Source organism: Phenylobacterium sp. (genome assembly GCF_013822795.1).
Classification (GTDB): domain Bacteria; phylum Pseudomonadota; class Alphaproteobacteria; order Caulobacterales; family Caulobacteraceae; genus Phenylobacterium.
The window spans coordinates 25,388-47,183 of the sequence record NZ_PNLB01000012.1; the positions used below are offsets into that span (position 1 = coordinate 25,388).

The following is a 21,796-nucleotide window of genomic DNA, read 5'->3' on the forward strand; positions in this document are numbered from 1 at the left end:
CCCATTTTTCACCACGCCGCGAGCGCCCCCGCAATCGCACGTCGATCCAGAATGAGACAATGGCTTTTGAGTAAGCAAGCTGCGCGCCAGGGGCGCTAGACTTCCTGATTATAGGCGCCGACCTGAGGACGTCTGGCCAGGCGCGGCTTTACTTCCTGCCGGAAGAGCGCGCGCATGTCGTCCTCCGATTGGGTGCTTTCCACCACGACAACGATTTCCGGCTTGTTGGACGAGGCCCGGACCAGCACCCAGGAACCGTCCTCCAGCGCCACGCGCACGCCGTTGACGGTGATCACCTCGACGATCTTGCGACCGAGGATCGTGCCGCCGGCCGCGGCCAGGGCTTCGTATTCGGCGACCACGTCGTCGACGACGCCGTACTTCTCCTCGTCGGCGCAGTGCGGCGACATGGTCAGGGAGGTCCAGGCGACGGGGAGGGCGGTCTTCAGCTCCGAGAGCTTCTTGCCCGGATTGCGGTCCAGCATCGCCAGGATCGCGGCCGCCGCGGTCAGGCCGCAGTCGTAGCCGTTGCCGAGCGGGGCGTTGAAGAAGAAGTGGCCGCTTTTCTCGAAGCCGGCCAGGGCGCCGATTTCGGCGGTCTTGCGCTTGATGTAGCTGTGGCCGGTCTTCCAGTAGACGGTGGTCGCGCCGTTGGCCTTCAGCACCGGGTCGGTGGCGAACAGGCCGGTCGACTTCACATCGACCACGAAAGTCGCGTCCTTGTGCAGGCCCGACAGGTCGCGCGCCAGCATCAGGCCGATCTTGTCGGCGAAGATCTCCTCGCCGGTGTCGTCGACCACGCCGCAGCGGTCGCCGTCGCCGTCGAAGCCCAGCGCCAGGTCCGCGCCATGCTCTTTGACGGCCTTGGCCATCTCCTTGAGCATCTCGTGGTCTTCGGGGTTGGGGTTGTAGCGCGGGAAGTTCCAGTCGAGGTCGCAGTCCATCTCGATGACCTCGACGCCCATGTTGCGCAGGGCCTGCGGGGCGAAGGCGCCGGCCGTGCCGTTGCCGCAGGCGCAGACCACCTTCAGCGGGCGCTTGATCTGCGCGCGCTTCGAGACGTCGTCGATGAAGGTTTGGGCGAAGCCTTGGACGTGGGTCAGCGAGCCGCCGGGGCGGGTCTTGCCCTCGCCGCCCAGGACGATCTCCTTCAGGCGGCCCATCTCGACCGGGCCGAAGGTCAACGGCCGTTGGGCGCCCATCTTCACGCCGGTCCAGCCGTTCTCATTGTGGCTGGCCGTGACCATGGCCACGCAAGGCGCGTCGAGCGCGAACTGCGCGAAATAGGCGGTCGGCGACAGCGCCAGCCCGATGTCCACGACTTCGCAGCCGGCGGCGACCAGGCCCACCGTCAGGGCTTGCTTGATCGACAGCGAGTAGGACCGGTAGTCGTGCCCGACCACGATCTTGGTCTGGCCGAGTTCGTGGATGTAGGTCCCAAGACCCAGCCCCAGCGCCTCGATCCCCAGCAGGTTGATCTCCGGTCCGAACAGCCAGCGCGCGTCGTATTCGCGGAAGCCCGTCGCCTTCACCAGCGGGGTGACTTCGTATTCGAACGTATTGGGCGTGAGATCGGCGCGCGGGACGGGCAGCATCGTAACTCCGTTATCTCTGTTTCGTGGTTCTTAAAGGCCCGCAGACCTTAAGACCATGCGAACGCGAACCTTCGACGGCCGTTTCGTGACGATCCGTCAGACCCCGGCGCGAACCAGGTCGTGGACCCGCAGGATACCGACCGGCCGGCCCTCCTCGACCACGAACAGAACGGTGACCATCGGCAGCGGGTCGCTCATCAGGGCCAGGGCCTCGGCGGCCAGCATCTGCGGCGGCGCGGTCTTCTTCGGACCGGCGGTCATCACCTCGCCGGCGGTGTGGGTCAGCAGGCCGTCGAGATGCCGGCGCAGGTCGCCGTCGGTGATCACGCCCTTCAGCGCCCCGGTCTCGTCGGTCACCCCGATGATCCCAAAGGCCTTCTCGGTCATGACCAGCAGCGCCTCGGACATCGGCGTCGCCTCGCCGACCAGCGGCAGCTCGTCCTTGCCGTGCATCAGGTCACCGACCGTGCGCAGCATCGCGCCCAGCTTGCCGCCTGGGTGAAAGATCTTGAAGTCCTTTGCGCTGAACCCGCGGCGCTCCAGCAGCGACACGGCCAGGGCGTCGCCGATGGCGATCTGCAGGGTTGTCGAGGTGGTCGGCGCCTTGACCTCGGAGGTGACCTCGGTGGTGTCGGCCAGCAGCAGCGCCACGTCCGCCGCCTGGCCCAGCGGGCTGTCGGCGAACGCGGTCAGCGCGATCAGCGGGATGTGGAAGCGCCGAGAGTAGGCGATGACGTCGGCCAGCTCCTGGTTCTGGCCGGACTTCGACAGCGCCAGGATCACATCGCCCTCGGCGATCATGCCCAGGTCGCCGTGGCTCGCCTCGTTGGCGTGCACGAAGAAGGCCGGAGCGCCGGTCGAGGCGAAGGTCGCGGCGATCTTCTTGGCCACGTGACCCGACTTGCCGATGCCGGTGCAGATCACCCGGCCCTTGGCGGCGTAGAGCAGGTCGACGGCCTTCTCGAAGGCCTCGCCCAGGGTGTCGGCCTGCAGGCGCAGGGCGTCAGCCTCGGCCGTAAGCACCCGCCGCCCCACGGCGACGGCGTCAAATTTGGTCATTTGGGCGGCGTCCGTCATTTCGTGGGGCTGAGCTTCTGGGTCTGGATGTCGGCGACCGCCTCGCGCGCGGCCTTGATCCGCTGCTCGGAGGCTTCGGTTTCACGCGCCATCGCCGCCTTGGCCTTGGCGGTCTGCTGCACAGGCGTGTGGCCGAAGGGGCCAGGCGAGCGGGCGCCCAGGCCCTGCGGCCAGACGGCGCCCAGCGCCACAAGGGCGAGCGCCAGGATCGCGGCGAGGGGGTAGAACAGGCGATCGGACATGGGTGCTCATATAGACAGCGCCGCCCCCGACGGCCAGCGGACCTTGACGCTGGGGGCGCCGGGCCTTAGCCCGCTGGCAACCCGCAGATGGAGCGCCGCGCCTTGCCCACCTTGATCCTTCTTCGCCACGGTCAGAGCCAATGGAACCTTGAGGACCGCTTCACCGGCTGGGTGGACGTGGACCTGACCGCCGAGGGTGAAGCCCAGGCCAAGAAGGGCGGCGAACTGATCAAGGCCGCCGGGCTGCAGATCGACCGGGCCTATACCTCGGTCCTGACCCGCGCCATCCGCACCCTGTGGCTGGCGCTGACCGCCGCCGGCCAGGTATTCGTGCCCGAGACCAAGGACTGGCGCCTGAACGAGCGCCACTACGGCGGCCTGACCGGCCTCAACAAGACGCAGACGGCTGCCAAGCATGGCGAGGACCAGGTCAAGGTGTGGCGCCGTTCGTACGATGTGCCGCCGCCGCCGCTGGCCCCGGGCGGCGAGTTCGATTTCTCCGCGGACCGCCGCTACGCCGGCGCGACCCTGCCCGATACCGAGAGCCTGAAGACCACGCTCGATCGGGTGCAGCCCTACTGGGACGCCGAGATCGCTCCGCACCTGAAGGCCGGGGAGACCCTGCTGGTTGCGGCGCATGGCAACTCTCTACGCGCGATTGTGAAGTTGCTGTTCGGCCTGTCGGACGAAGGCATCATTGCTGTGGAAATTCCCACCGGAAATCCGCTGCTGATCGAGCTCGACGCTAACCTTAAGCCGACCTCCGCGCGCTATCTCGACGAGGCCCGCGCCACGGCCCTGCCGCCGGTCGCATGACCACGGACGCCGACCTTGCCCATATGCGCCGCGCCATCGCTTTGGCGCGGACGCACGTCGGTCTGACCGGGGAAAATCCCAGCGTCGGCTGCGTGCTGGTCAAGGACGGCGTCGTCGTCGGCGAAGGGGTCACCGCCCAGGGCGGCCGGCCCCATGCCGAGGAGCAGGCTATTGAAAAGGCAGGTGAAAGCGCGCGCGGCGCGATCGCCTATGTGACCTTGGAGCCGTGCGGCGCGCGCTCCTCGGGCGCGGCGTCCTGTTCGCAGCGACTGGTCGCCGCGGGCGTCGCCGAGGTGGTGGTCGCCTGTGAAGACGCCTCGCCCTTCGCCTCCGGACAAGGGGCGGCGCGGCTGGCGGCGGCGGGCGTGCCGGTGCGCCTGGGTCTGCTCGCCGACGAGGCCGCGGGCCTCTACGAAACCTACCAACCGCCGGGCAATTAACCACCGCGAGCTAACCAGCGGAAAGAGCGTGTTAATTACGCGCGCCTAGGATCGAACCCGAAAGTTAGTGGGGTTTCAGATGTCCGCCCAGAGCGCTCCAGCTCAGGAGTTGCGCAGGCTCGATCAGCACGAGCTCGACGCCGTCTGCGCCAAGCATGACCGCCTTTGGACCTCGAAGCCGGGCGGCGCGCGGGCTGTGTTCGCGTGGAAGGATCTCTCGGGCCTCGACCTGCGCGGCAAGAACCTTTGCGACGCCGACCTGACCGGCGCGGTGCTCGCCAATTGCCAGATGCAGGGCGTTCGTCTCGACCACGCCAACCTGTTCGGCGCCGACCTCCAGAACGCCAACATGACCGACGCTTCGCTGCGCCGGGCCGACCTGCGCGGCGCATGCCTGCGCGGCGCCAACCTGACCGGGGCCGACATGTTCGAGGCGGACCTGCGCGAGGGCTCGATCGCGGTCGGGGATCGCGACAAGGGCCTGCGGGTGCTGGAACACATCAACCGGGTCGGCGAGGCGTCCGGCGCCATTCTGGCCGGGGCCAATCTTGAGCGCTCGCGCCTGTCGGGCGTGATGGCGATCAAGGCCGACTTCAGCGACGCGATCCTCAAGGACGCCAAGTTGGTGCGCGCCAACCTCAAGCAGGCCAACATGTCCGGCGCCAACATGGCCGGCTGCGACCTCTCCGGCGCGGATCTGGCCGGCGCGGACATGCGCGACGTCATCCTGGTCGGCGCCAAGACCTTCGCCTGGAACGTTTCCCAGGCCGACATGCGCGGCGTGCTGACCGACGATCCGGTCGGCAAGTCGGTGCAGGACCTGCCGTACAAGACCATGATCCGCGACCACGCCAAGTGGTGCGAGACCGGCGGCGCCGAGGGCACGCCCAGTGTCTTCGACAACGCGGACCTGCGGGCGCTGGAAACCATTCGCGGCTTCAACCTGACCGCCCTGTCGGCCAAGGGCGCGGTGTTCTACGGCCTCGATATGGAAGGCGTGCAGCTGCAGGGCGCCCAACTCGACGGCGCCGACCTGCGCAACTGCAACCTCCGCCGCGCGGACCTGCGCGGGGCCCGCCTGATCGGGGCCAAGCTGTCGGGCGCGGACCTGCGCGACGCCCAGATGGGGCCGCTGCTGCTGGGCGCCGATCGCACCTTGCCGAGCAACTTGACCGGGGCGACGTTGAAGAACGCCGATCTGGCGCGCGCCGATTGCCGTCACGCCATCTTCGTCGACGCCGACCTCAGCCGCGCCAACTTCACCAGCGCCATGGTGCGCAACGCCAACCTGACCAACGCCCAGAAGTGGGGCGCGCGCGGCCTCGAAGACGTGATCTGAGGCCCTTGGGCTGACGCCCGGGCAAGGGACTATCGTCGGCGTCCGCCAAGGAGGCCGCCATGCACACTGTCAGCGTCGAAGTCCGCGGCCGCACCGCGGTCGTCACCATTGAGCGGCCGGAGCGCCGCAACGCCGTCGACGGGGCCACCGCCCAAGCCCTTTATGACGCCTTCAAAGCCTTCGACGCCGACGAGGCGCTGGACGTCGCGGTGCTGCAGGGTCGCGGCGGGGCGTTCTGCGCCGGCGCCGACCTCAAGGGCGTCAGCGAAGGGCGCGGCAATCCCGTGCACCGTGAGGGCGATCTGGGGCCGATGGGCTGCACGCGTCTGGCGCTCTCCAAGCCGGTGATCGCCGCCATCGAGGGTCACGCCGTCGCCGGCGGATTGGAGGTCGCGGCCTGGTGTGATCTGCGAGTCGCGGCCGAGGATGCGGTGTTCGGGGTGTTCTGCCGCCGCTTCGGCGTGCCGCTGATCGACCTGGGCACCGTGCGGCTGCCGCGGCTGATCGGCCATTCACGGGCCATGGACCTGATCCTGACCGGCCGGCCGGTCAGCGCACGGGAAGCTTTGGAGATCGGGCTGGCCAACCGTCTGGCCCCGAGCGGCGGCGCGCTCGACGCGGCGCTGGAACTGGCTGCGCAGATCGGCGCCTTCCCACAGACCTGCCTGCGCAACGACCGCGCCTCGGCCATCGCGCAATGGTCGATGGATTGGGACGCCGCGACCCGCTTTGAAATCGAGCTGGGCCGCGCCACCCTGGCCAGCGGCGAGGCTCGCGAGGGGGCCGCCCGCTTCACCTCCGGCCAGGGACGACACGGAAAGTTCTAAGACCAAAAGAAAGGGCGGCGCCTTGCGGAGCCGCCCTGCACAGTCTGGGAGGGGAGTGGGGCGGCGCAGGTCGCTGCGCCGCCCCGGAGGGCTGGAAGCCGCCTCGGGGGGGAGGTTAGGCGGCCTTCTCGCCTTCGATCAGATTGGCCTCGGGCGACGTCGAAATCGCGATCGTGCGGGGCTTCAGAGCCTCGGGAAGTTCACGCTTCAGCGAGATGGACAGCAGGCCGTCGGCAAGCTTGGCCTCGGTGACCACCACGTAGTCGGCAAGCTGGAATCGGCGCTCGAAGTTGCGCTCGGCCAGGCCGCGATGGAGGAACCGGCGCTGGTCGTCGTTGGCGGCCTTGCGGCCCTGGACGGTCAGGAGGTTTTCCTTGACCTCGATGTTCAGTTCTTCCGGACGGAAGCCGGCGACCGCGATCTCGACGCGGTAGGCGTTCTCGTCGGTGCGCTCGATGTTGTAGGGCGGATAGCCGGCGGCGGCGTCGGCGCTGGCGGTTTCCAGCAGCGAGGCCAGGCGGTCAAACCCGACGACAGAGCGATAGAGGGGGGAGAAGTCGATCGTACGCATGTGAAAGTACCTTCTTGACTTAAGCAAGGTTGCGTGGACCGGACTGCGTGCGAGCCAAGATCGGCCTCGCCCTGTGTCCGGGAGGCCCGGATGCCCAGCGCCTTCGATTGTCTAGGTGGGAGGCGATTTCCCCCGTTCAAGACCTGCCCGGCGCAACAATTATGCGAAGGTTCGCCAGGTAGTGCTGAAGCCGGCTTGCCAGCGCTGCGAGCGTCTCTAGGCTTCGCCGCGTCCAGGAAACAACCAGAAGGCTCGATGCAGATGTCCCCCCGAATGTTCGCGCTCGCCACCGCCGCGGCGATCGCCGTCTTCGCCCAGCCGGCCGCCGCCTCAGCTGAAGACGCAGCGTTGAAGGCCGCCATCGCCGGGCCGCAGCGCGGCGCCGACCATGTGGCCCGCGATCCGGCGCGCCATCCCTACGAGAGCCTCGAATTCTGGGGCGTGAAGCCCAAGGCGACGGTCATCGAGATCTCGCCCGGCTCGGGCTACTGGACCGAGATCCTGGCGCCCTACGCGAAGGCCACCGGGGGCGCCTATGTCGCCGGCGTCGCCGACCTGGCGAACCCCAAGCTGTCGGACGGCGCGCGCAAGGGCCGGGCCGACTTCGAGGCCAAGTACGCCGACCAGGCCAAGTTCGGCCCGATCACCTATGTCGGCTTTGGACCGGTCTCTGGCCCCCTCGGCGCGCCCGGCTCGGCGGACGTCGTCATCACCGCCCGCAACGTCCACAACTGGATGGGTCAGCCGGGCATGCTGGACAAGGTGTTCAAGGACTTCCACGACGTGCTGAAGCCCGGCGGAGTGCTGGCGGTCGAGGAGCATCGCTCCGACCCGACCCGCGCTCAGGTCCCCGGCGCCAGCGACGGCTATGTCGCTACCGATTTCGTGATCGCGACGGCCGAGAAGGCCGGCTTCAAGCTGGACGCTAAGTCCGAGATCAACGCCAACGCCAAGGACACCAAGGACCATCCGTTCGGGGTCTGGACCCTGCCGCCGGTCCGCCGCTCCCCGGCCGCCGACAAACCCGATCCCAGCTTCGATCGCGCCAAGTACGACGCCATCGGCGAAAGCGATCGGATGACCCTGCGGTTCGTGAAACGCTAGGGCCACGCTTTGACCATCGTCCCGGGTCAGGTAAGCCGCTCGGGACGATGGTGAATTCGGGAATTCCATGCGGCGTGTCCTTGCAAGTTCGGCGGTTTCCTTCTCGCGGCGGGGCGCGCTGATCGGCGCCCTGGCCCTGGCCGCTTGCGGCAAGAAGGGCGACGCCGAGCCCGCCCCGACCAAGGCCGCGCGCAACATGACGCTGCAGGAGGCGGTCGCCGGCGACTGGCGCCCGGCCGTCGACAAGGCCCGCGACGCCTGGCGCCATCCGGTTGAGACGCTGGAGTTCTGGGGCCTGAAGCCCGGCCAGACCGTGGTCGAGTTCTGGCCCGGGGCCGGCTGGTACACCGACATCCTCGCGCCGTACTTGGCGGCGAACAAAGGCAAGCTGATCGCCGCGGACCTCGAGCCGACCGACCCGGCCGCGACCGAGATCATCGAGGCCTATCGCGCGCGCCTGAAGGCCAAGCCGAAGATCTACGGCGACGTCGAGATCACCGCCTTCGGCCCGACCAGCGGGCCAGTGGCTCCGGCCGGCAGCGCCGATCTGGTGCTGTTCTTGCGCAACCTGCACAACTGGATGGCCGCCGGCATCGCCGAGAAGGCGTTCCGCGACGCCTTTGCGGCCCTGAAGCCGGGCGGGGTGTTGGGCGTCGAGGAGCACCGCGCTGCGCCGGGCGGGGTGCAGGACGTGCTGGCCGCCAACGGCTATGTCCAGGAGGCCTACGCCGTGCGCCTGGCCCAGGAGGCCGGCTTCGTCCTCGACAAGACCAGCGAGATCAACGCCAACCCGGCCGACACCCGCGATCACCCCTTCGGGGTCTGGACCCTGCCGCCGGTCCGACTGACTGCGCCGCGCGGCGAGGCGGCCGACCCGAAGTTCGACCGCGCGCCCTATGACGCCATCGGCGAGAGCGACCGCATGACCCTGCGGCTGGTGAAGCCCGCCCGCTAGAGTTGTTCCTTGTAGCTGGCGATGATCTGTTCGTTCGGCACCGGCACCTTGCCCAGGTTCAGCTGCTCGAAGATCATCTCCGAGCCGGAGGGCAGGGTGGTGCGTTCGACCTGCGCGTCGGCCTCCCACAGTTTGGCCCGCATGATCGCCTTCGGGCAGTGCAGGAACGCCTCCTCGACGGCGACCATCAGCACCAGCCGCGGCGTCTTGCCGAACTCGATGAACTTGGCGAGCAGTTCGGGATCGGCCGTAGCGCTGGCCCGGCCGTTGACCCGCAGCACGTCGTCAAAGCCCGGGATCATGAACATCAGGCCAATGCGACCGGCCCCCGACAGCAGGTTGCGGATGGTGTCGAGCCGGTTGTTGCCCGGCCGGTCGGGCAGATAAAGCGTCCTCCCGTCCTCGCTCACGTGGACGAAGCCCGGTTCGCCGCCGCGCGGCGAGACGTCGATCGCGCCGTCGGGGCCGGCCGAACTGACCACGCAGAACGGCGAGAGGCCGATGAAGGCGCGCCCGTGCTTCTCGACATGGTCCAGCACCTTGTCGAGCACCAGCTTGCCAGGTTGGCGATAGAGCTCGTCGATGCCGGCGAGATCGAGGGTCTTCATGTGCGTTCTCCCGGTTGTTATTGAGAGTTGTTCGCAAATATGCGCTTGAACCGACGCGCTGTCATCCCAAGATGAACGGGCCTGCGCCCGGTTCTGTCAGCATGCAGTCACCTGCATGCTGCTAGCTTGACGCGAACTCGATGCGCTAAAGGCCAGACATGATCCGAAACGCCCTGCTCGCCCTGATCCCCGCCAGCTTGCTGCTGGCCGCTCCCGCCGCCGCGCAGGAGCAGACCATCCTGCCGGGATATTGGGACGTGACGAACAAGGTCTCGGCGATCATCAGCCAGACCAAGACCGAGAAGCGCTGCATCACGCCGGCCGAGGTCTCGAAGTTCGTGATGGGGCCGTCGAACCGGCACTACAAGTGCGACTACCCGACCCGGGTGTTCAAGGACGGCAAGATCCGGCTGAAAGGGAACTGCGCCACCAAGAACGGCAGCCAGGCGGCGCTGGAGGCGACGGGCACCTACTCGCCGACCACCTTCACCATGAACGCCAAGATCAGCACCACCTACGCCGGGGTGCCGCTCAGCGGGCTCGCCACCACGACCGCCAAGCGCATCAGCGACACCTGCCCGGCGGCGCCGCCCGCCTCTTAACCAAGCCTGCGACGAAATCGCGGTTCAAACCCTGGCTGAGCCGTTTACTTGACTCGCGCTTGAGGCGAAGCTGCCGCTCACGACGATGTGAGGCGGTGCGTATGACCACGACTCTTGAGGAATTGACCCAGCGCGTTGCTGCGGCCGTGGGCCAGGATTCCGGCCTGGGCAGGACGTTCAAGGTCGACCTGCGTGGCGAGGGCTTCATCCATATCGACGGCTCGGCGGTGACCAACGAGGACAAGCCGGCCGACCTGACCGTCTCGATCAGCCGCAAGGACTTGAAGGCGCTGGGCGCCGGCGAGCTCAATCCGATGACCGCGGTGATCACCGGCCGGCTCAAGGTCTCAGACATGGGGCTCGCCATGTCGCTGCAGCCGCAGATGCAGGCGTTGTTCGCGAAACTGGGATGAGCATGACGCCGGCGCCCCTGATCTCCATTCCCAGTGCGCCGGTTCCAGCCGGCGCCGAGGCGGCCTGGTTCGAGGGCGCGGGCAAGGCCCGGCTTCGGGCGGCGCTGTTCCCCGCCCGTGGCGCGGTCCGCGGCTCGATCGTGCTGAGCGGCGGCCGCACTGAGCCGATCGAGAAGTACTTCGAGTTCATCGAGGATCTCACCGGGCGCGGCTATGTCGTGCTGGCCCACGATTGGCGCGGCCAGGGGCTGTCGCATCGCGAGCTTCCTGACCGCTTGGCCGGACACGCCCGCGGCTACGAGGCCTTCCTGGCGGACTATCGCGCTCTGCTGGCCGCCTACGAGGCGCGGCTACCCAAGCCGTGGTTCGCGATCGGTCATTCGATGGGCGGATGCCTGACGCTGCTGGCGCTGGCCAAGGGCGAGGCGACCCACTTCCAGGGCGCGATCCTTTGCGCGCCGATGCTGGGACTGCAACTGGGCAAGACCTCGCCGGCCGCGGCGCGGCTGATGGCCGGGCTCAATGTTCTGCTCGGTCGGGGCGGGGCCTTCGCGCGGCAGGCCGGACCGGCCGAGACCTTCGAGACCAATGTCCTCACCCACGACCGCGCGCGTTACGAACGGGCCAAGGCCCAGGTGCGCGCCGAACCCAAGCTCGACCTCGGCGGGCCGACCTGGGGGTGGATCGACTTCGCGCTCAAGGCCACCGCCTACCTGTCTCGCCCCGAGAACTTGAAAAGCATCACGATTCCGGTCGTCATCGTGTCGGCTGAACAGGACCGACTCGTCGACAACACCGCCCAGCGCGCGGCCGCGAGGAACCTGCCTGCCGGCGAGTTCGTAAGCGTCCCTGGCGCGTTCCACGAAATTCTGATGGAGACGGACACAATGCGGAACATCTTCCAGCGTGCGTTGGACGCCTTGCTGGGCCGCTCGGCCCCCGCGCCGGCGGCGCCCAAGCCGGTGGAGCCTGCGCCCGCGCCGGTGGCCGCCGCTGCGCCGGCTCCCGCGCCGGCTCCCGTCGCCGAGGCCAAGCCAGAGCCCGCGCCTGCGCCTGCGCCCAAGGCTCCGGAGCCTGCGCCGGTCGCCGCGGTCGCCGAGGTGAAGCGGGCCGCGCCGAAGGCCGCCGCCAAGCCCAAAGCCGCGCCGAAGCCTAAGGCCGAAGCCAAACCTGCGGCCAAGCCGGCTGCAAAGCCCAAGGCTGCGCCGGCGGCCAAGCCTGCTGAGAAGGCGGCTGCGCCGAAGACCGCCGCGGCTCCGAAGGCTGCGGTCAAGCCCAAGGCCGCCGCGCCCAAGGCTGCACCGGCTCCGAAGGCTGCCGCCAAGCCTGCTGTTAAGCCGGCGCCGAAAGCTGCCGCCGCCAAGGCCGCGCCGAAAGCCGCCGCCAAGCCCGCTGTCGTAAAGGCGCCGGCCGCGAAGGCCGCGGCCCCCAAGGCTGCGGCGAAGCCGAAGGCGGCCGCCAAACCGGCCGCAGCCAAGAAGGCTCCGGCGAAGAAGTAGCTACTTCGCCGATCGTTTCAGTGCGACCAGGGCCTCGTCGAGACAGGCCCGGTCGCCGGCGATGGCGATCTGCCCGCCGTTCTGGCCCACCGGCTGGCCGCGCCAGTTGGTGACCAGGCCGCCGGCGCCCTCGATCAGGGGGATGGCGGACTCGATGTCCCAGGACTTCAGTCCCGCCTCGATGACCATATCCATCTTGCCCATCGCCACCATGGCGTAGGCGTAGGCGTCGCAGCCCAGCCGCGCCAGGCGGGCGGCCGCGCGCACCTGGGTCCAGGCGCCCAGCTCTGCGCCGTCGAAACAGGCCTCAGGGTCGGTGGTCGCGATGATCGCGTCGGTCAGCTTGGGACAGGGACGGACCTTCAGCGGCGTGGTTCGGCCATCGGCGACCAGTCGCGATCCGCCGGCGTGCCCGATGAAGACTTCGTCCAGATAGGGTTGCCCGATAGAGCCGAGGACCGGTTGTCCCTGGTGGCGCAGGCCGATCAGGGTGGTCCAGAGCGGCAGGCCGGCGATGAAGGCGCGGGTGCCGTCGACGGGATCCAGCACCCAGACGAACTCGGCGTCGGGGCGATCCTCGCCGTATTCCTCGCCGATCACGCCATGCTCGGGATAGCGCGCGGCGATCAACTCGCGGATCGCCGCCTCCGCGCCCTTGTCGGCGGCGGTGACGGGGTCGAAGCCGCGCGCGCCGCCCTTGTCCTCCAGCCCATGGTCGGACCGGAAGTAGGGCAGGGTCACGCGCGCCGCGGCGGCGTTGAGTTCGAGAAGAAAGGCGTCGAGTTCGGCCAGACGGCCGGCGGCAAGGGCGGGCATGGCATCCGCTTTACCCTGCCGCCGGCCTCCGCGATATCCCCGTTGGGGATCGCTCGGTCGGGCGCAAGCAGTCGGGCGTCAGGCCGCTTCGTGTTCGCCGTTCAGCGACTTGGCGAGGTCGAGCAGCCGGCGGCGCGGACGTTCGCCAAGCTGATAGTAGGCGCGGATAAGATCCAGGGTTTCCTTGCTGGCCAGCATTTCGCCGCCGGCCTCGCCCGGGCCCTCGCCCAGCGCATGCTCGCGCTGCGCGGAATCGGACAGGCCATCGTAGAAGTAGCCGACCGGCACCTCGAGCGCCTCGGACAGCTGCCACAGGCGGGCCGCCGAAATGCGATTGGCGCCGCACTCGTATTTCTGAATCTGCTGGAACCGCACGCCGCAGGCGCCGGCCAGCTGTTGTTGGGTCAGCCCGAGCAGGCGGCGCCGACGGCGCAGCCTCTTGCCGAGATGAACGTCGATGTTGCTGCCCATGGACTCCATCGCCCCACTCCCTCTGCTTGCCGCCCGTCCCAAAGCGAGACGGCCTGCGGGGATTTTCGCAAGTCGCGCGCCAAGCGAGCGCTGTTCGCGTTGCGCGACAGGGAATGACGCGACTACTAGAGAGGCATGACGCAGGCTAAGCCCCCGGTGGCGCAGGATCTTTTGTGGCGGTTGGAGGCCTTGGCCTTCGACGTGGTGATCGCGTTTGCGCGAATGTTGCCGGTCGACCTGGTGTCCGATTTCGGCGCCTGGTTCTTCAAGACCGTTGGCCCGCTGACCAGCGCTCAGAATGTCGCCGAGACCAATCTGCGCATCGCTTTTCCGCAGGCCTCGGACGCAGAGATCGCCGACCTGCTGAAGGCCCAGTGGGACAATACCGGCCGCACCTTCCTTGAGCTGCTGATCATGGACCGGATCATCGGCGCGCCAGGCCGGGTCGAGATCGTGGGCGGCCAGCGTTTCGACGAGATCGCGGCCAACCAGGAGCCGGTGGTGTTCGTTTCGGGTCACTTCGCCAATTTCGAGGTGATGCCGGCGGCGATCGTCAATTCGCCGGTGAAGTGCCAGATCACCTATCGGGCGATGAACAACCCGCATGTCGAAAAGCGCGTGCGCGACTACCGCTTCCGCTACGGGGTCCGCTACTTCGCGCCCAAGGGCGGCGACGGCGCACGCGAGCTGCTGGCGGCGCTGGGGCGCGGCGAGTCGGTGGCGCTGATGAACGACCAGAAGTTCAACGGCGGGATCGCCGCGCCGTTCTTCGGGGTGACCTGCCACACTGCGCCCGGCCCTTCGCGGCTGGCGCTGCGCTTCAACACCGTGCTGCAGCCGATGTCGGTGCAACGGAGGCGCAAGGCCCGGTTCCGGGTGGTCGTGCACGACCCGATCCATCTGGAGCACACCGGCAACACCAGCGCCGACATCGAGGCGGGCGTGCGCAAGATCAACGCCATGATCGAAGGCTGGGTGCGCGAACGGCCGGCTGAGTGGTTCTGGACCCACAAGCGCTGGCCGAACGAAACCTATCGGCGCAATCGCTAGGCCGCAGCCGGGCCCGGCACGCCGACCATCAGCATCGGGTTCATGTGCCGCCCGCGCCACTTCAGACGCCAGCACAGGTGCGGCCCGGTCGCCCGGCCCGTGGAGCCGACCGCGCCGATGCGCTGGCCGCGGGCCAGGCTCTGGCCGCTGGAGACGTCGACGCTGCTGAGATGCAGGTACGCTGAAACCAATCCTTGGCCGTGGTCGACCATGACGAGGCCGCCCTCGAACAGCATGCCGGGATCGGCCAACACCACTAGACCGCCAGCGGGGGTCGACACGGGCGTACCCGTTGGAGCGGCCAGATCGATGCCGTAGTGCGGCGGGCGCGGCCGGCCGTCGACGATCCGCTGGCCGCCGAACCGTGCTGTGACGCGGAAGTCGCGCAGCGGCGCGGAGAAGCCGCCCTTGAAGTCGTCACGATCGGTGACGCTGGCGAAGGCCGCGGCCTTTCGCTTCGTCTCCTCGGCGATGCGCGCTTCGAGTTCGGGGCTGGCTTGGCCCTGATAGACCCGGCGCAGGCCTTTGATCCGCTGGATGTCGTACTCGGCGCGGTCGATCTGCAGGGTGCGTACGAGATCGGCCCCGCGGGCGTCGACACGCACCTGGGCGCTGGGACCGGCGTCGCGGTCGAAGCCGAGGTAGAAAAACCCGTCGTCGGAGGCGCGGGTGACCGTCTGGCCGTCGAGGATCACCTTCGCGCGCGGCGTGGTGCGGCCGATGGCGAAGCCGCTCTGCTGCATACGTCCGCTCAGCGCCAGGTCGGCTGCCCTGGCGGGAGCGGCGAGTGCGGCGGAGGCCAGCCCGAGAACCGCTGTCCGGCGGTTCAGGGGAACGTCAGGGATGCAGCTCTTTCCACCGCGCCAGCGCTTCGACCGGCGTGGCGTAGGCTTCCTGGAGGGCTGGGTTCCAGTAGCGCAGGGCCTCCACCGGGATCTTCACCTTGGAGACGGCGCAGATCACGTAGCGTCCCGGCTTGAGCACGACGAACTCGCCGTCGCCATAGTGGAGCGAGGCGATGTCGGAGCCGGTGAGGTCGCGGTCGTGGGCGTTCATGGGAGTCTATGTAGCGCGCCAAAGCCGGTCAGAACAGGGCGCCGTCAGAACAGATCGCCTTGGTTCGAAGACGGCGGCGGGGGTTTGGGCGCCCGCGCAGGCTTGGCCGGTTGGGGCGGGGCGGGGGGCGCGGCGGTGGGCGTTCCGTCGATCGTCGCCTCGCGGCTCTGGTCGGCGAACACGAGTTTCACGCCCTCGCCGCTGACCAGCGAGGCTCCTTCCCGCACCAGCGAGCCGTCGGCCCGATGCACGCGCGCGAAGCCGCGCTTCAGCGGGGCGCTAGGGTCGACCGAGGCGTAGAGCTTCGAAAGGCTGGAGAGCCGCTCGGCGGTGCGGTCCAAGCCCCGCGCCATCGCCGGCTTCAGCCGCAGCACCAGCCTGGCGAGCCGGTCGGCATGCACCTGCTGGGGACGCTGCAGCAGGCCAGGCGACAGGCGCGAGGAGACCCGCACCAGGTCGGTGTGGTGCGCCGCGACGTTGCGCGAGAGTCCCGCGCCCAGTCGGCTGGAGGCCAGGTTGAAGCGCTGAGCGGCCATCTCGACGAGGTCGGGCACCCGGGCCAGCGCGCGGCCGGCATGCTCGACGCGGCCGCGGCGATCCTCGACCGTGCGCCCGCCGCAGCGGTGCAGGCGGGCCGAAAGGTCGCCGATATAGGCCTTCAGCTCGGCCAGGACCGGTGTCGCCATTTCGGCGGCCGCAGTCGGGGTCGGGGCCCGGCGGTCGGAAACGAAGTCGATCAGGGTGGTGTCGGTCTCGTGCCCGACCGCCGAGATCAGCGGAATGGTCCCCGCCGCCACGGCGCGGGCCAGGGCCTCGTCGTTGAAGGCCCAGAGGTCTTCCACCGAACCGCCGCCGCGCGCGACGATCAGGATGTCTGGGCGCGGCACGGGGCCGTCTGGAGCCATGGCGTTGAAGCGGGCGATGGCGTTGGCGACCTGGCCGGCGGCGGCGTCGCCCTGGACTACGACGGGCCAGACGATCACGCGGCAGGGCCAGCGGTCGCGGATGCGGTGCAGGATGTCGCGGATCACCGCGCCGGTCGGGCTGGTGATGACGCCGACCACGGCCGGCATGGTCGGCAGCGGCCGCTTGCGGGCCTGCTCGAACAGGCCCTCGCCGTGCAGCTTGGCCTTCAGGCGTTCGAGTTGGGCCAGCAGCGCGCCGACGCCCGCGGCCTCCATGGTCTCGATGACCATCTGATAGCGCGAGCCGGCCGGATAGGTGGTGATCTTGCCGGTGACCACGACCTCCATGCCCTGTTGCGGGCGGATGGAGAGGTTCTTGACCGAACCCTTCCAGACGACGCCGTCGATGGCGGCGCGCTCGTCCTTGATGGTCAGGTAGACGTGGCCGTTGGAGTGGTGGGTGACCTTCGACAGCTCGCCGCGCAGCCGCACGAACCCGTAGGCGTCCTCAAGCGTGCGCTTCAGTGCGAACGCGAGCTCGGAGACCGAATAGGCCTTGGCGTTGCTGTCGGTGTCGGTGGCGACGTCGGTCATAGGGCAGAGATAGCGGCCGGCGCCGCCAAAAAGAAGTTCGGGCGCGCCTGACAGCGAAGTCGCCGCTCAGCGCGCCCGGAACCCATCCCCCCGGATACTAGATGTAGCGGCGCAGCGAGCGGGCCAGTTCGTTGGCTCCGCCGCGCTTCTTGGTCTGCACCGGCTGATAGGCGACGCGGGCGTGCTCCATGCAGTAGGGGCCCTCGTCCTGGCGGCGGCCGCAGAAGGTGAAGCTGTCGCTCGACGGGTCGCCGATCGGCCACTTGCACATGTGCGCGCCCAGGGTCAGCACCGTGGCGGTGCCCGGAGCTTCCTCGATGTAACGCACCGGCGACGGCGTGGGGGTCGGCGCGGCCGCGGCGACGGCGGTCGGCTCGGCGATGCGGCGCGGCGCGGCCGGAGCGGCGGCGGCCGGACGGGCCGGACGCGGCGCCTTGAAGGCCGGTCGCGCCGGTTTCGACGGTGCTGCGCGTCCCGACAGGCCCAGGCGATGGACCTTGCCGATGACGGCGTTGCGGGTCACCCCGCCCAATTGTTTCGCGATCTGGCTGGCCGAGAGGCCGTCCTGCCAGAGCTTCTTCAGACTCTCGACGCGTTCGTCAGTCCAACCCATGTCTGGCTCCACCCGCTTGCACGTCCCCAGCGCCGCCCCCGCGGGTGGCTGGGATCAACATCTTGTGGCAGTCGGAAAACCTGACCGCCATCAACTACTAGATATCGTAACCCATCCATTAAGAGCCACAATAGGCGCCCTCACCTTCGTCCACAGAAACCAGATATTGATTCTGTCCACAGGGTTCGCGCGTGAAGCGGCGCCGTGACGGGCGCTTGCGATCTTGGGAAAGCGGGCGCACATCCTGGGCCATGAAGGACATGCCCGCAGCCGAAGCCGTCATTCCCCCGCAGCCCCGCGACTATCACGGGTTCAACTGGGCGGGGTTCGGAACCCTCTACACCCGCGAGGTCCGCCGCTTCTGGAAGGTGGGGATGCAGACCCTGGCCGCCCCGGTGGTCACCGCGTTGCTCTACATGATGGTCTTCGTCGTGGCGGTGCAGGGCGCAGCTCCGCCGATCCACGGCACGCCGTTCGCGGTGTTCGTGGCGCCGGGTCTGATCATGATGCAGATCCTCAACAACGCCTTCGCCAACTCGTCGTCGTCGCTGCTGCAGGCCAAGTTCAACGGCCTGGTCGGCGACTTCATGACCCCGCCGCTGACGCCGCTGGAGCAGGTGCTGGCCTTCGCGCTGGGCGCGGCGACCCGCGGCGTGGTGGTCGGGGCGGTTACCTTCGCGGCGATCCTGCCGTTCGCCGCCCTGCCGATCGCCCACCTCTGGGCGGTGCTCTACTTCGGGATCGGCGCGGCCCTGATCCTCGGCATGCTGGGCATCATGGCCGGGCTGTGGGCCGAGAAGTTCGACCACATGGCGGTGGTGACCAATTTCATCATCATGCCGATGACGTTCCTGTCGGGGACCTTCTATCTGGTCGACCGGCTGCCCGAGCCGTTCCGCACGGCCAGCCACTACAACCCGTTCTTCTATCTGATCGACGGCTTCCGCTATGGCTTCATCGGCCACGCGGAGGGCTCGCTGATCGCCGGGGTCGGCGTGACCGCCGGCCTGGTCATCGCCTTCGCCTGCCTGTGTCTCTGGATGTTCGAGACCGGCTACAAGCTGAAGACCTGAGGCGGCCCGCCGCGCTGCGCTCCATCAAAGCCCTCCCGCTCGGGAGGGCTTTTTCGTGTTGCGTTGTCCATATTGATGTAATATCGACTTACATCATGTCTGACGTCCGTACATATAATTCGAGGCTGCGTCAGGAGCAGGCTGAGGCGACGCGGGAGCGCATCCTGGCGGCCATGGCCGATCTGCTGCTGACCGAAGGCCGTGTGGAGCAGGTGACCAATCGTGCGGTCGCCGCCGCCGCGGGCGTCACTGAGGTCACCGTCTATCGACATTTCCCGAGCCGCGACGTGCTGCTGCGCGGGCTGTGGGAGTGGCTCAACCGCCGCAACGGCGTGACCGTCGGCATGCCCGAGGGCGCAGACGACATCATCGCCAAGCTGCCGGCGCTCTATGCGACCTTCGACGCCGCGCCGGCTCACATCGTCGCCTCGATCACCAGCCAGCAGGGCCGGGAGATGCGCGAGAGCCTGAATGAACCGCGCCGCGCCGCCTTTTCGTCGGCGGTGGCTGAGGCCGCGCCTGACCTGCCCCCGAGCGAGCAGGAGAAGGCGGCGGCCGTGCTGCAGCTGATTTATTCGGCCTATGGGTGGGTTTCGTTGCGCGAGCAGTGGGACCTCACCGGTGAACGGGCCGCCGACGCCGCGACTTGGGCCGTCGAGACCCTGTTGGAAGACCTTCGCCGCCGTGGCGCGGCGCCTCTCAAGCCCGCCAAGGGCGGGACAACCCGGAGCAAGCCATGATTGCGCATTTCTCCATTCCGGCCCGCGACACCCGTGCGACGGCCGAACTGTTCGGAAAGATCATCGACGGCGAAGTGATGCCGTTCCCGGTGGTGCCCGGTTCATGGGTGGCCATCGCCCGCGACGGCTCCGGCGTCGGCGTCGAAGTGGTTCCAGCCGCCACCGCCCATCACCTGGGTGACGGCGACCGCGATCCGAGCCGCCCGCCGAACGGTCCCGAGCCCATGCCCTGGGAGACCCAGATCCGCCAGGACGGCGACGACCATGCGGCCAGCGGCCTGCACGTCGCCCTGACGACGGCGCTGTCGGCCGACGAGGTGCTGGCGCTCGGCCGGGCCGCGGGTTGGCGGGCGGTCCATTGCGATCGGGGCGGGGTCTTCGACCTGGTCGAGCTCTGGGTCGACAACCGGGTGCTCGTCGAGGTGCTGCCGCCTGAAGGCACGGCGCGCTACCTCGCCTTCTACAATCCGAAGGCGGCGAGCGAGATGTTCCTCGGCCCGCCGCCGTCGCATTAGTTCTGCGGCACGCCCACGGCGATCATCTCGACGTGGTGCGGGGCGCCGCGGGTGATCACCGGGGTGTGGGTGTCGGTGATGAAGCGCAGCTTGCCGTCGATTTCAATGCGCGCCGACACCGTGTAGGTGTGGTTGGCGATGATCTTGGCCGGGTCGTAGTTCAGCGTGAACTTGTAGGGCGGCGATCCGCCGGTCAGCACCTGGGTGTCGATCACCTTGGCCGGCGCGTCCATCAGCGAGGTGTCGGCCAGGGTCACGGTGACCGTCGCGGTCGGCGGCAGCATGATCCGTTCGCGGTAGAGCACGGAGCCGGTGACCTGGCCCTTGGCGGCTGGGGCGGGGGCGGTGCTGGCGCAGCCGGCAATGGCCAGGGCGGCGAGCGGAGCGAGGGCGTAGAGAGCTTTCATCCGGGCCTCCTCGGCGAAAAACGTGGCCAAACATGGACCCCTGCAGCCAAGTGGTCCACGAACCTTCACAGAAGCGGTCATTGACAGACCGCCGTTCCCAGCGGAAAACGCCAAGCCTTCCAGTCCCCGCTGCCGTCGCCGCGGGGACGCTTACGTTTTCGGAGGGCATCCCCCGTGACTGAAAAGACCGCGCAACAAGCCGCGACCGTTCCCAGCGACCACATCATGGGCGTCTACAACCGCGCTCCGCTGGCGTTCGAACGAGGCGAGGGCGCGCGCCTGTTCACCACGGAAGGCGAAGCCTACCTCGACTGCATGGCCGGCATCGCGGTGAACGCGCTGGGCCACTCGAACCCCAAGCTGGTTCAGGCGGTCAAGGATCAGGCCGAGAAGCTCTGGCACGTCTCCAACGTCTTCAAGATCCCGGGTCAGGAAAAGCTGGCCAAGGTGCTGACCGACGCCACCGGCCTGGACGAGGTGTTCTTCACCAATTCCGGCGCCGAGGCGATCGAGTGCGCGATCAAGACCGCGCGCAAGTATCACTGGGCCAAGGGCCAGCCCGAGCGCATCGACATCATCGGCTTCGAGGGCTCGTTCCACGGCCGCACGCTCGCGGCCGTCAACGCCTCGGGCAACGCCGCCTATCTCGAGGGCTTCGGCCCGCGCATGCCCGGCTTCGTCCAGCTGCCGTTCGGCGACATGGAGGCTCTGAAGGCCGCCGTGGGCCCGACCACTGCGGCGATCATCGTCGAGCCGGTGCAGGGCGAGGGCGGGGCGCGCGCCCTGACCGAGCAGCAGCTCCAGCAGATGCGCCAGCTCTGCGACGAGACCGGCACGCTGCTGATCCTCGACGAGATCCAGTGCGGTCTGGGCCGCACCGGCAAGCTGTTCGCCTGGGAATGGGCGGCCGACGTGAAGCCGGACATCGTGGCCCTGGCCAAGGCGCTGGGCGGCGGCTTCCCGGTCGGCGCCTGCGTGACCTCGGCGGCGGCCGGCGCCGGCATGACCGTCGGCTCGCACGGCTCGACCTATGGCGGCAACCCGCTGGCCATGGCCGTGGCCCTGGCCTCGATGGAAGAGCTCTCCAAGCCCGAGCTGATGGATCACGTCCGCGAGCTCGCCGGCTACTTCACCCAACAGTTCAACGGCCTCAAGGACCGCTACCCGGACGTCGTGCTCGACATCCGCGGCAAGGGCCTGCTGATCGGGCTGAAGCTCGCCACCAACAATCGCGAGTTCATGCAGCTCGCACGCGACCAGCATCTGCTGATCGCCGGCGGCGGCGACAACTGCGTGCGCCTGCTGCCGCCGCTGACGCTCACCCTCGAGGAAGCCCGCGAGGCGGTGGAAAAGCTCGACCGCGCCTGCGAAGCCGCCCGCGCCAAGGCCAAGACCGCCGCATAATCAACCGCTCATCCCGGCCAAGGCCGGGACCCAGGTGAACCACCCCGCTCGCGCCAGATGAACC

General features: G+C 68.6%; 26 protein-coding genes. 14 read left to right on the top strand and 12 right to left on the bottom strand.

Annotated features, from left to right (window positions below):
- Positions 1 to 95: 95 nt before the first annotated feature.
- The 3 genes from C0481_RS11910 to C0481_RS11920 all read right to left on the bottom strand — a co-directional run bounded on the left by C0481_RS11910 (position 96) and on the right by C0481_RS11920 (position 2,914).
- Positions 96 to 1,595, bottom strand: a complete 1,500-nt coding sequence (locus C0481_RS11910) for a phosphomannomutase/phosphoglucomutase (protein ID WP_293403950.1) — start codon at positions 1,593 to 1,595, stop codon at positions 96 to 98.
- Positions 1,596 to 1,691: 96 nt separating this feature from the next.
- Positions 1,692 to 2,654 (bottom strand): KpsF/GutQ family sugar-phosphate isomerase, encoded by a 963-nt coding sequence (locus tag C0481_RS11915; RefSeq protein ID WP_293403952.1) that lies wholly within the window; start codon positions 2,652 to 2,654, stop codon positions 1,692 to 1,694.
- 14 nt (positions 2,655 to 2,668) lie between these two features.
- Positions 2,669 to 2,914: a hypothetical protein gene (locus C0481_RS11920; protein WP_293403954.1), complete on the bottom strand. Its 246-nt coding sequence runs from the start codon at positions 2,912 to 2,914 to the stop codon at positions 2,669 to 2,671.
- Positions 2,915 to 3,016: 102 nt separating this feature from the next.
- Between C0481_RS11920 and gpmA the strand changes: the two genes are divergently transcribed.
- From gpmA to C0481_RS11940, 4 genes are all read left to right on the top strand, one after another.
- Positions 3,017 to 3,730: a 2,3-diphosphoglycerate-dependent phosphoglycerate mutase gene (gene gpmA / locus C0481_RS11925; protein ID WP_293403956.1), complete on the top strand. Its 714-nt coding sequence runs from the start codon at positions 3,017 to 3,019 to the stop codon at positions 3,728 to 3,730.
- Complete coding sequence (locus C0481_RS11930; protein WP_293403958.1) at positions 3,727 to 4,170, top strand: bifunctional diaminohydroxyphosphoribosylaminopyrimidine deaminase/5-amino-6-(5-phosphoribosylamino)uracil reductase RibD; 444 nt, start codon at positions 3,727 to 3,729, stop codon at positions 4,168 to 4,170. The genes gpmA and C0481_RS11930 overlap by 4 nt, the downstream gene beginning before the upstream one ends.
- A gap of 79 nt (positions 4,171 to 4,249) precedes the next feature.
- Positions 4,250 to 5,509, top strand: coding sequence for a pentapeptide repeat-containing protein (locus tag C0481_RS11935; RefSeq protein WP_293403960.1), 1,260 nt, complete (start codon positions 4,250 to 4,252; stop codon positions 5,507 to 5,509).
- A gap of 59 nt (positions 5,510 to 5,568) precedes the next feature.
- Positions 5,569 to 6,336 (top strand): crotonase/enoyl-CoA hydratase family protein, encoded by a 768-nt coding sequence (locus C0481_RS11940; RefSeq protein ID WP_293403962.1) that lies wholly within the window; start codon positions 5,569 to 5,571, stop codon positions 6,334 to 6,336.
- A gap of 115 nt (positions 6,337 to 6,451) precedes the next feature.
- Here the strand turns inward: C0481_RS11940 and C0481_RS11945 are convergent, their stop codons facing one another.
- Positions 6,452 to 6,907 carry an Hsp20 family protein gene (locus C0481_RS11945; protein WP_293403964.1) on the bottom strand — a complete coding sequence of 152 codons (456 nt, stop codon included), beginning with the start codon at positions 6,905 to 6,907 and terminating at the stop codon, positions 6,452 to 6,454.
- A 261-nt stretch (positions 6,908 to 7,168) separates the two neighbouring features.
- Here C0481_RS11945 and C0481_RS11950 point away from each other — a divergent pair, with 261 nt between their 5' ends.
- Entirely contained in the window at positions 7,169 to 8,011 is an 843-nt protein-coding gene (locus tag C0481_RS11950) for a methyltransferase (protein ID WP_293404195.1), read from the top strand.
- A 67-nt stretch (positions 8,012 to 8,078) separates the two neighbouring features.
- Positions 8,079 to 8,966 (top strand): methyltransferase, encoded by an 888-nt coding sequence (locus tag C0481_RS11955; RefSeq protein ID WP_293403966.1) that lies wholly within the window; start codon positions 8,079 to 8,081, stop codon positions 8,964 to 8,966.
- Here the strand turns inward: C0481_RS11955 and C0481_RS11960 are convergent.
- A complete protein-coding gene (locus tag C0481_RS11960) occupies positions 8,963 to 9,574 on the bottom strand; it encodes an MSMEG_1061 family FMN-dependent PPOX-type flavoprotein (protein WP_293403968.1) in 612 nt (203 codons plus the stop codon). The genes C0481_RS11955 and C0481_RS11960 overlap by 4 nt on opposite strands.
- Before the next feature lie 158 nt (positions 9,575 to 9,732).
- Here C0481_RS11960 and C0481_RS11965 point away from each other — a divergent pair, with 158 nt between their 5' ends.
- From C0481_RS11965 to C0481_RS11975, 3 genes are all read left to right on the top strand, one after another.
- Positions 9,733 to 10,176: a DUF3617 family protein gene (locus tag C0481_RS11965; RefSeq protein WP_293403970.1), complete on the top strand. Its 444-nt coding sequence runs from the start codon at positions 9,733 to 9,735 to the stop codon at positions 10,174 to 10,176.
- Positions 10,177 to 10,277: 101 nt separating this feature from the next.
- On the top strand, positions 10,278 to 10,589 hold the full coding sequence (locus tag C0481_RS11970) for an SCP2 sterol-binding domain-containing protein (RefSeq protein WP_293403971.1): 312 nt from the start codon (positions 10,278 to 10,280) through the stop codon (positions 10,587 to 10,589).
- Positions 10,586 to 12,088 (top strand): alpha/beta hydrolase, encoded by a 1,503-nt coding sequence (locus C0481_RS11975; RefSeq protein ID WP_293403972.1) that lies wholly within the window; start codon positions 10,586 to 10,588, stop codon positions 12,086 to 12,088. Before C0481_RS11970 ends, C0481_RS11975 begins: the two co-directional genes overlap by 4 nt.
- Here C0481_RS11975 and hisN read toward each other — a convergent pair whose 3' ends face one another.
- Complete coding sequence (hisN, locus tag C0481_RS11980; protein ID WP_293403973.1) at positions 12,089 to 12,904, bottom strand: histidinol-phosphatase; 816 nt, start codon at positions 12,902 to 12,904, stop codon at positions 12,089 to 12,091.
- Positions 12,905 to 12,982: 78 nt separating this feature from the next.
- Positions 12,983 to 13,384, bottom strand: coding sequence for a helix-turn-helix transcriptional regulator (locus tag C0481_RS11985; protein WP_293403974.1), 402 nt, complete (start codon positions 13,382 to 13,384; stop codon positions 12,983 to 12,985).
- A gap of 126 nt (positions 13,385 to 13,510) precedes the next feature.
- On the opposite strand from C0481_RS11985, the gene C0481_RS11990 reads away from it, so the two are divergent.
- Positions 13,511 to 14,425: a lysophospholipid acyltransferase family protein gene (locus C0481_RS11990; RefSeq protein WP_293403976.1), complete on the top strand. Its 915-nt coding sequence runs from the start codon at positions 13,511 to 13,513 to the stop codon at positions 14,423 to 14,425.
- Here C0481_RS11990 and C0481_RS11995 read toward each other — a convergent pair.
- The 4 genes from C0481_RS11995 to C0481_RS12010 all read right to left on the bottom strand — a co-directional run bounded on the left by C0481_RS11995 (position 14,422) and on the right by C0481_RS12010 (position 17,593).
- Positions 14,422 to 15,168 carry a M23 family metallopeptidase gene (locus tag C0481_RS11995; RefSeq protein ID WP_293403978.1) on the bottom strand — a complete coding sequence of 249 codons (747 nt, stop codon included), beginning with the start codon at positions 15,166 to 15,168 and terminating at the stop codon, positions 14,422 to 14,424. The two genes, C0481_RS11990 and C0481_RS11995, sit on opposite strands and share 4 nt — an antisense overlap.
- 94 nt (positions 15,169 to 15,262) lie before the next feature.
- A complete protein-coding gene (locus C0481_RS12000; RefSeq protein WP_183771867.1) occupies positions 15,263 to 15,481 on the bottom strand; it encodes a DUF2093 domain-containing protein in 219 nt (72 codons plus the stop codon).
- A gap of 44 nt (positions 15,482 to 15,525) precedes the next feature.
- The gene (gene xseA, locus C0481_RS12005; RefSeq protein ID WP_293403981.1) at positions 15,526 to 16,980 is read right to left on the bottom strand and encodes an exodeoxyribonuclease VII large subunit; all 1,455 of its coding nucleotides are present in this window, start codon (positions 16,978 to 16,980) and stop codon (positions 15,526 to 15,528) included.
- Between the two features lie 97 nt (positions 16,981 to 17,077).
- On the bottom strand, positions 17,078 to 17,593 hold the full coding sequence (locus C0481_RS12010) for a GcrA family cell cycle regulator (RefSeq protein ID WP_293403983.1): 516 nt from the start codon (positions 17,591 to 17,593) through the stop codon (positions 17,078 to 17,080).
- Positions 17,594 to 17,844: 251 nt separating this feature from the next.
- On the opposite strand from C0481_RS12010, the gene C0481_RS12015 reads away from it, so the two are divergent.
- The 3 genes from C0481_RS12015 (at position 17,845) to C0481_RS12025 (ending at position 19,921) form a co-directional block, all read left to right on the top strand.
- Entirely contained in the window at positions 17,845 to 18,666 is an 822-nt protein-coding gene (locus C0481_RS12015; RefSeq protein WP_293403985.1) for an ABC transporter permease, read from the top strand.
- Positions 18,667 to 18,761: 95 nt separating this feature from the next.
- Entirely contained in the window at positions 18,762 to 19,406 is a 645-nt protein-coding gene (locus C0481_RS12020; protein WP_293403987.1) for a TetR/AcrR family transcriptional regulator, read from the top strand.
- On the top strand, positions 19,403 to 19,921 hold the full coding sequence (locus C0481_RS12025; protein WP_293403989.1) for a hypothetical protein: 519 nt from the start codon (positions 19,403 to 19,405) through the stop codon (positions 19,919 to 19,921). Before C0481_RS12020 ends, C0481_RS12025 begins: the two co-directional genes overlap by 4 nt.
- On the opposite strand, the gene C0481_RS12030 is transcribed toward C0481_RS12025, so the two are convergent.
- Positions 19,918 to 20,328: a YbaY family lipoprotein gene (locus C0481_RS12030; protein ID WP_293403991.1), complete on the bottom strand. Its 411-nt coding sequence runs from the start codon at positions 20,326 to 20,328 to the stop codon at positions 19,918 to 19,920. The two genes, C0481_RS12025 and C0481_RS12030, sit on opposite strands and share 4 nt — an antisense overlap.
- 225 nt (positions 20,329 to 20,553) lie before the next feature.
- Here C0481_RS12030 and C0481_RS12035 point away from each other — a divergent pair, with 225 nt between their 5' ends.
- Positions 20,554 to 21,732: an aspartate aminotransferase family protein gene (locus C0481_RS12035; RefSeq protein ID WP_293404197.1), complete on the top strand. Its 1,179-nt coding sequence runs from the start codon at positions 20,554 to 20,556 to the stop codon at positions 21,730 to 21,732.
- The last annotated feature ends 64 nt before the right edge of the window (positions 21,733 to 21,796 follow it).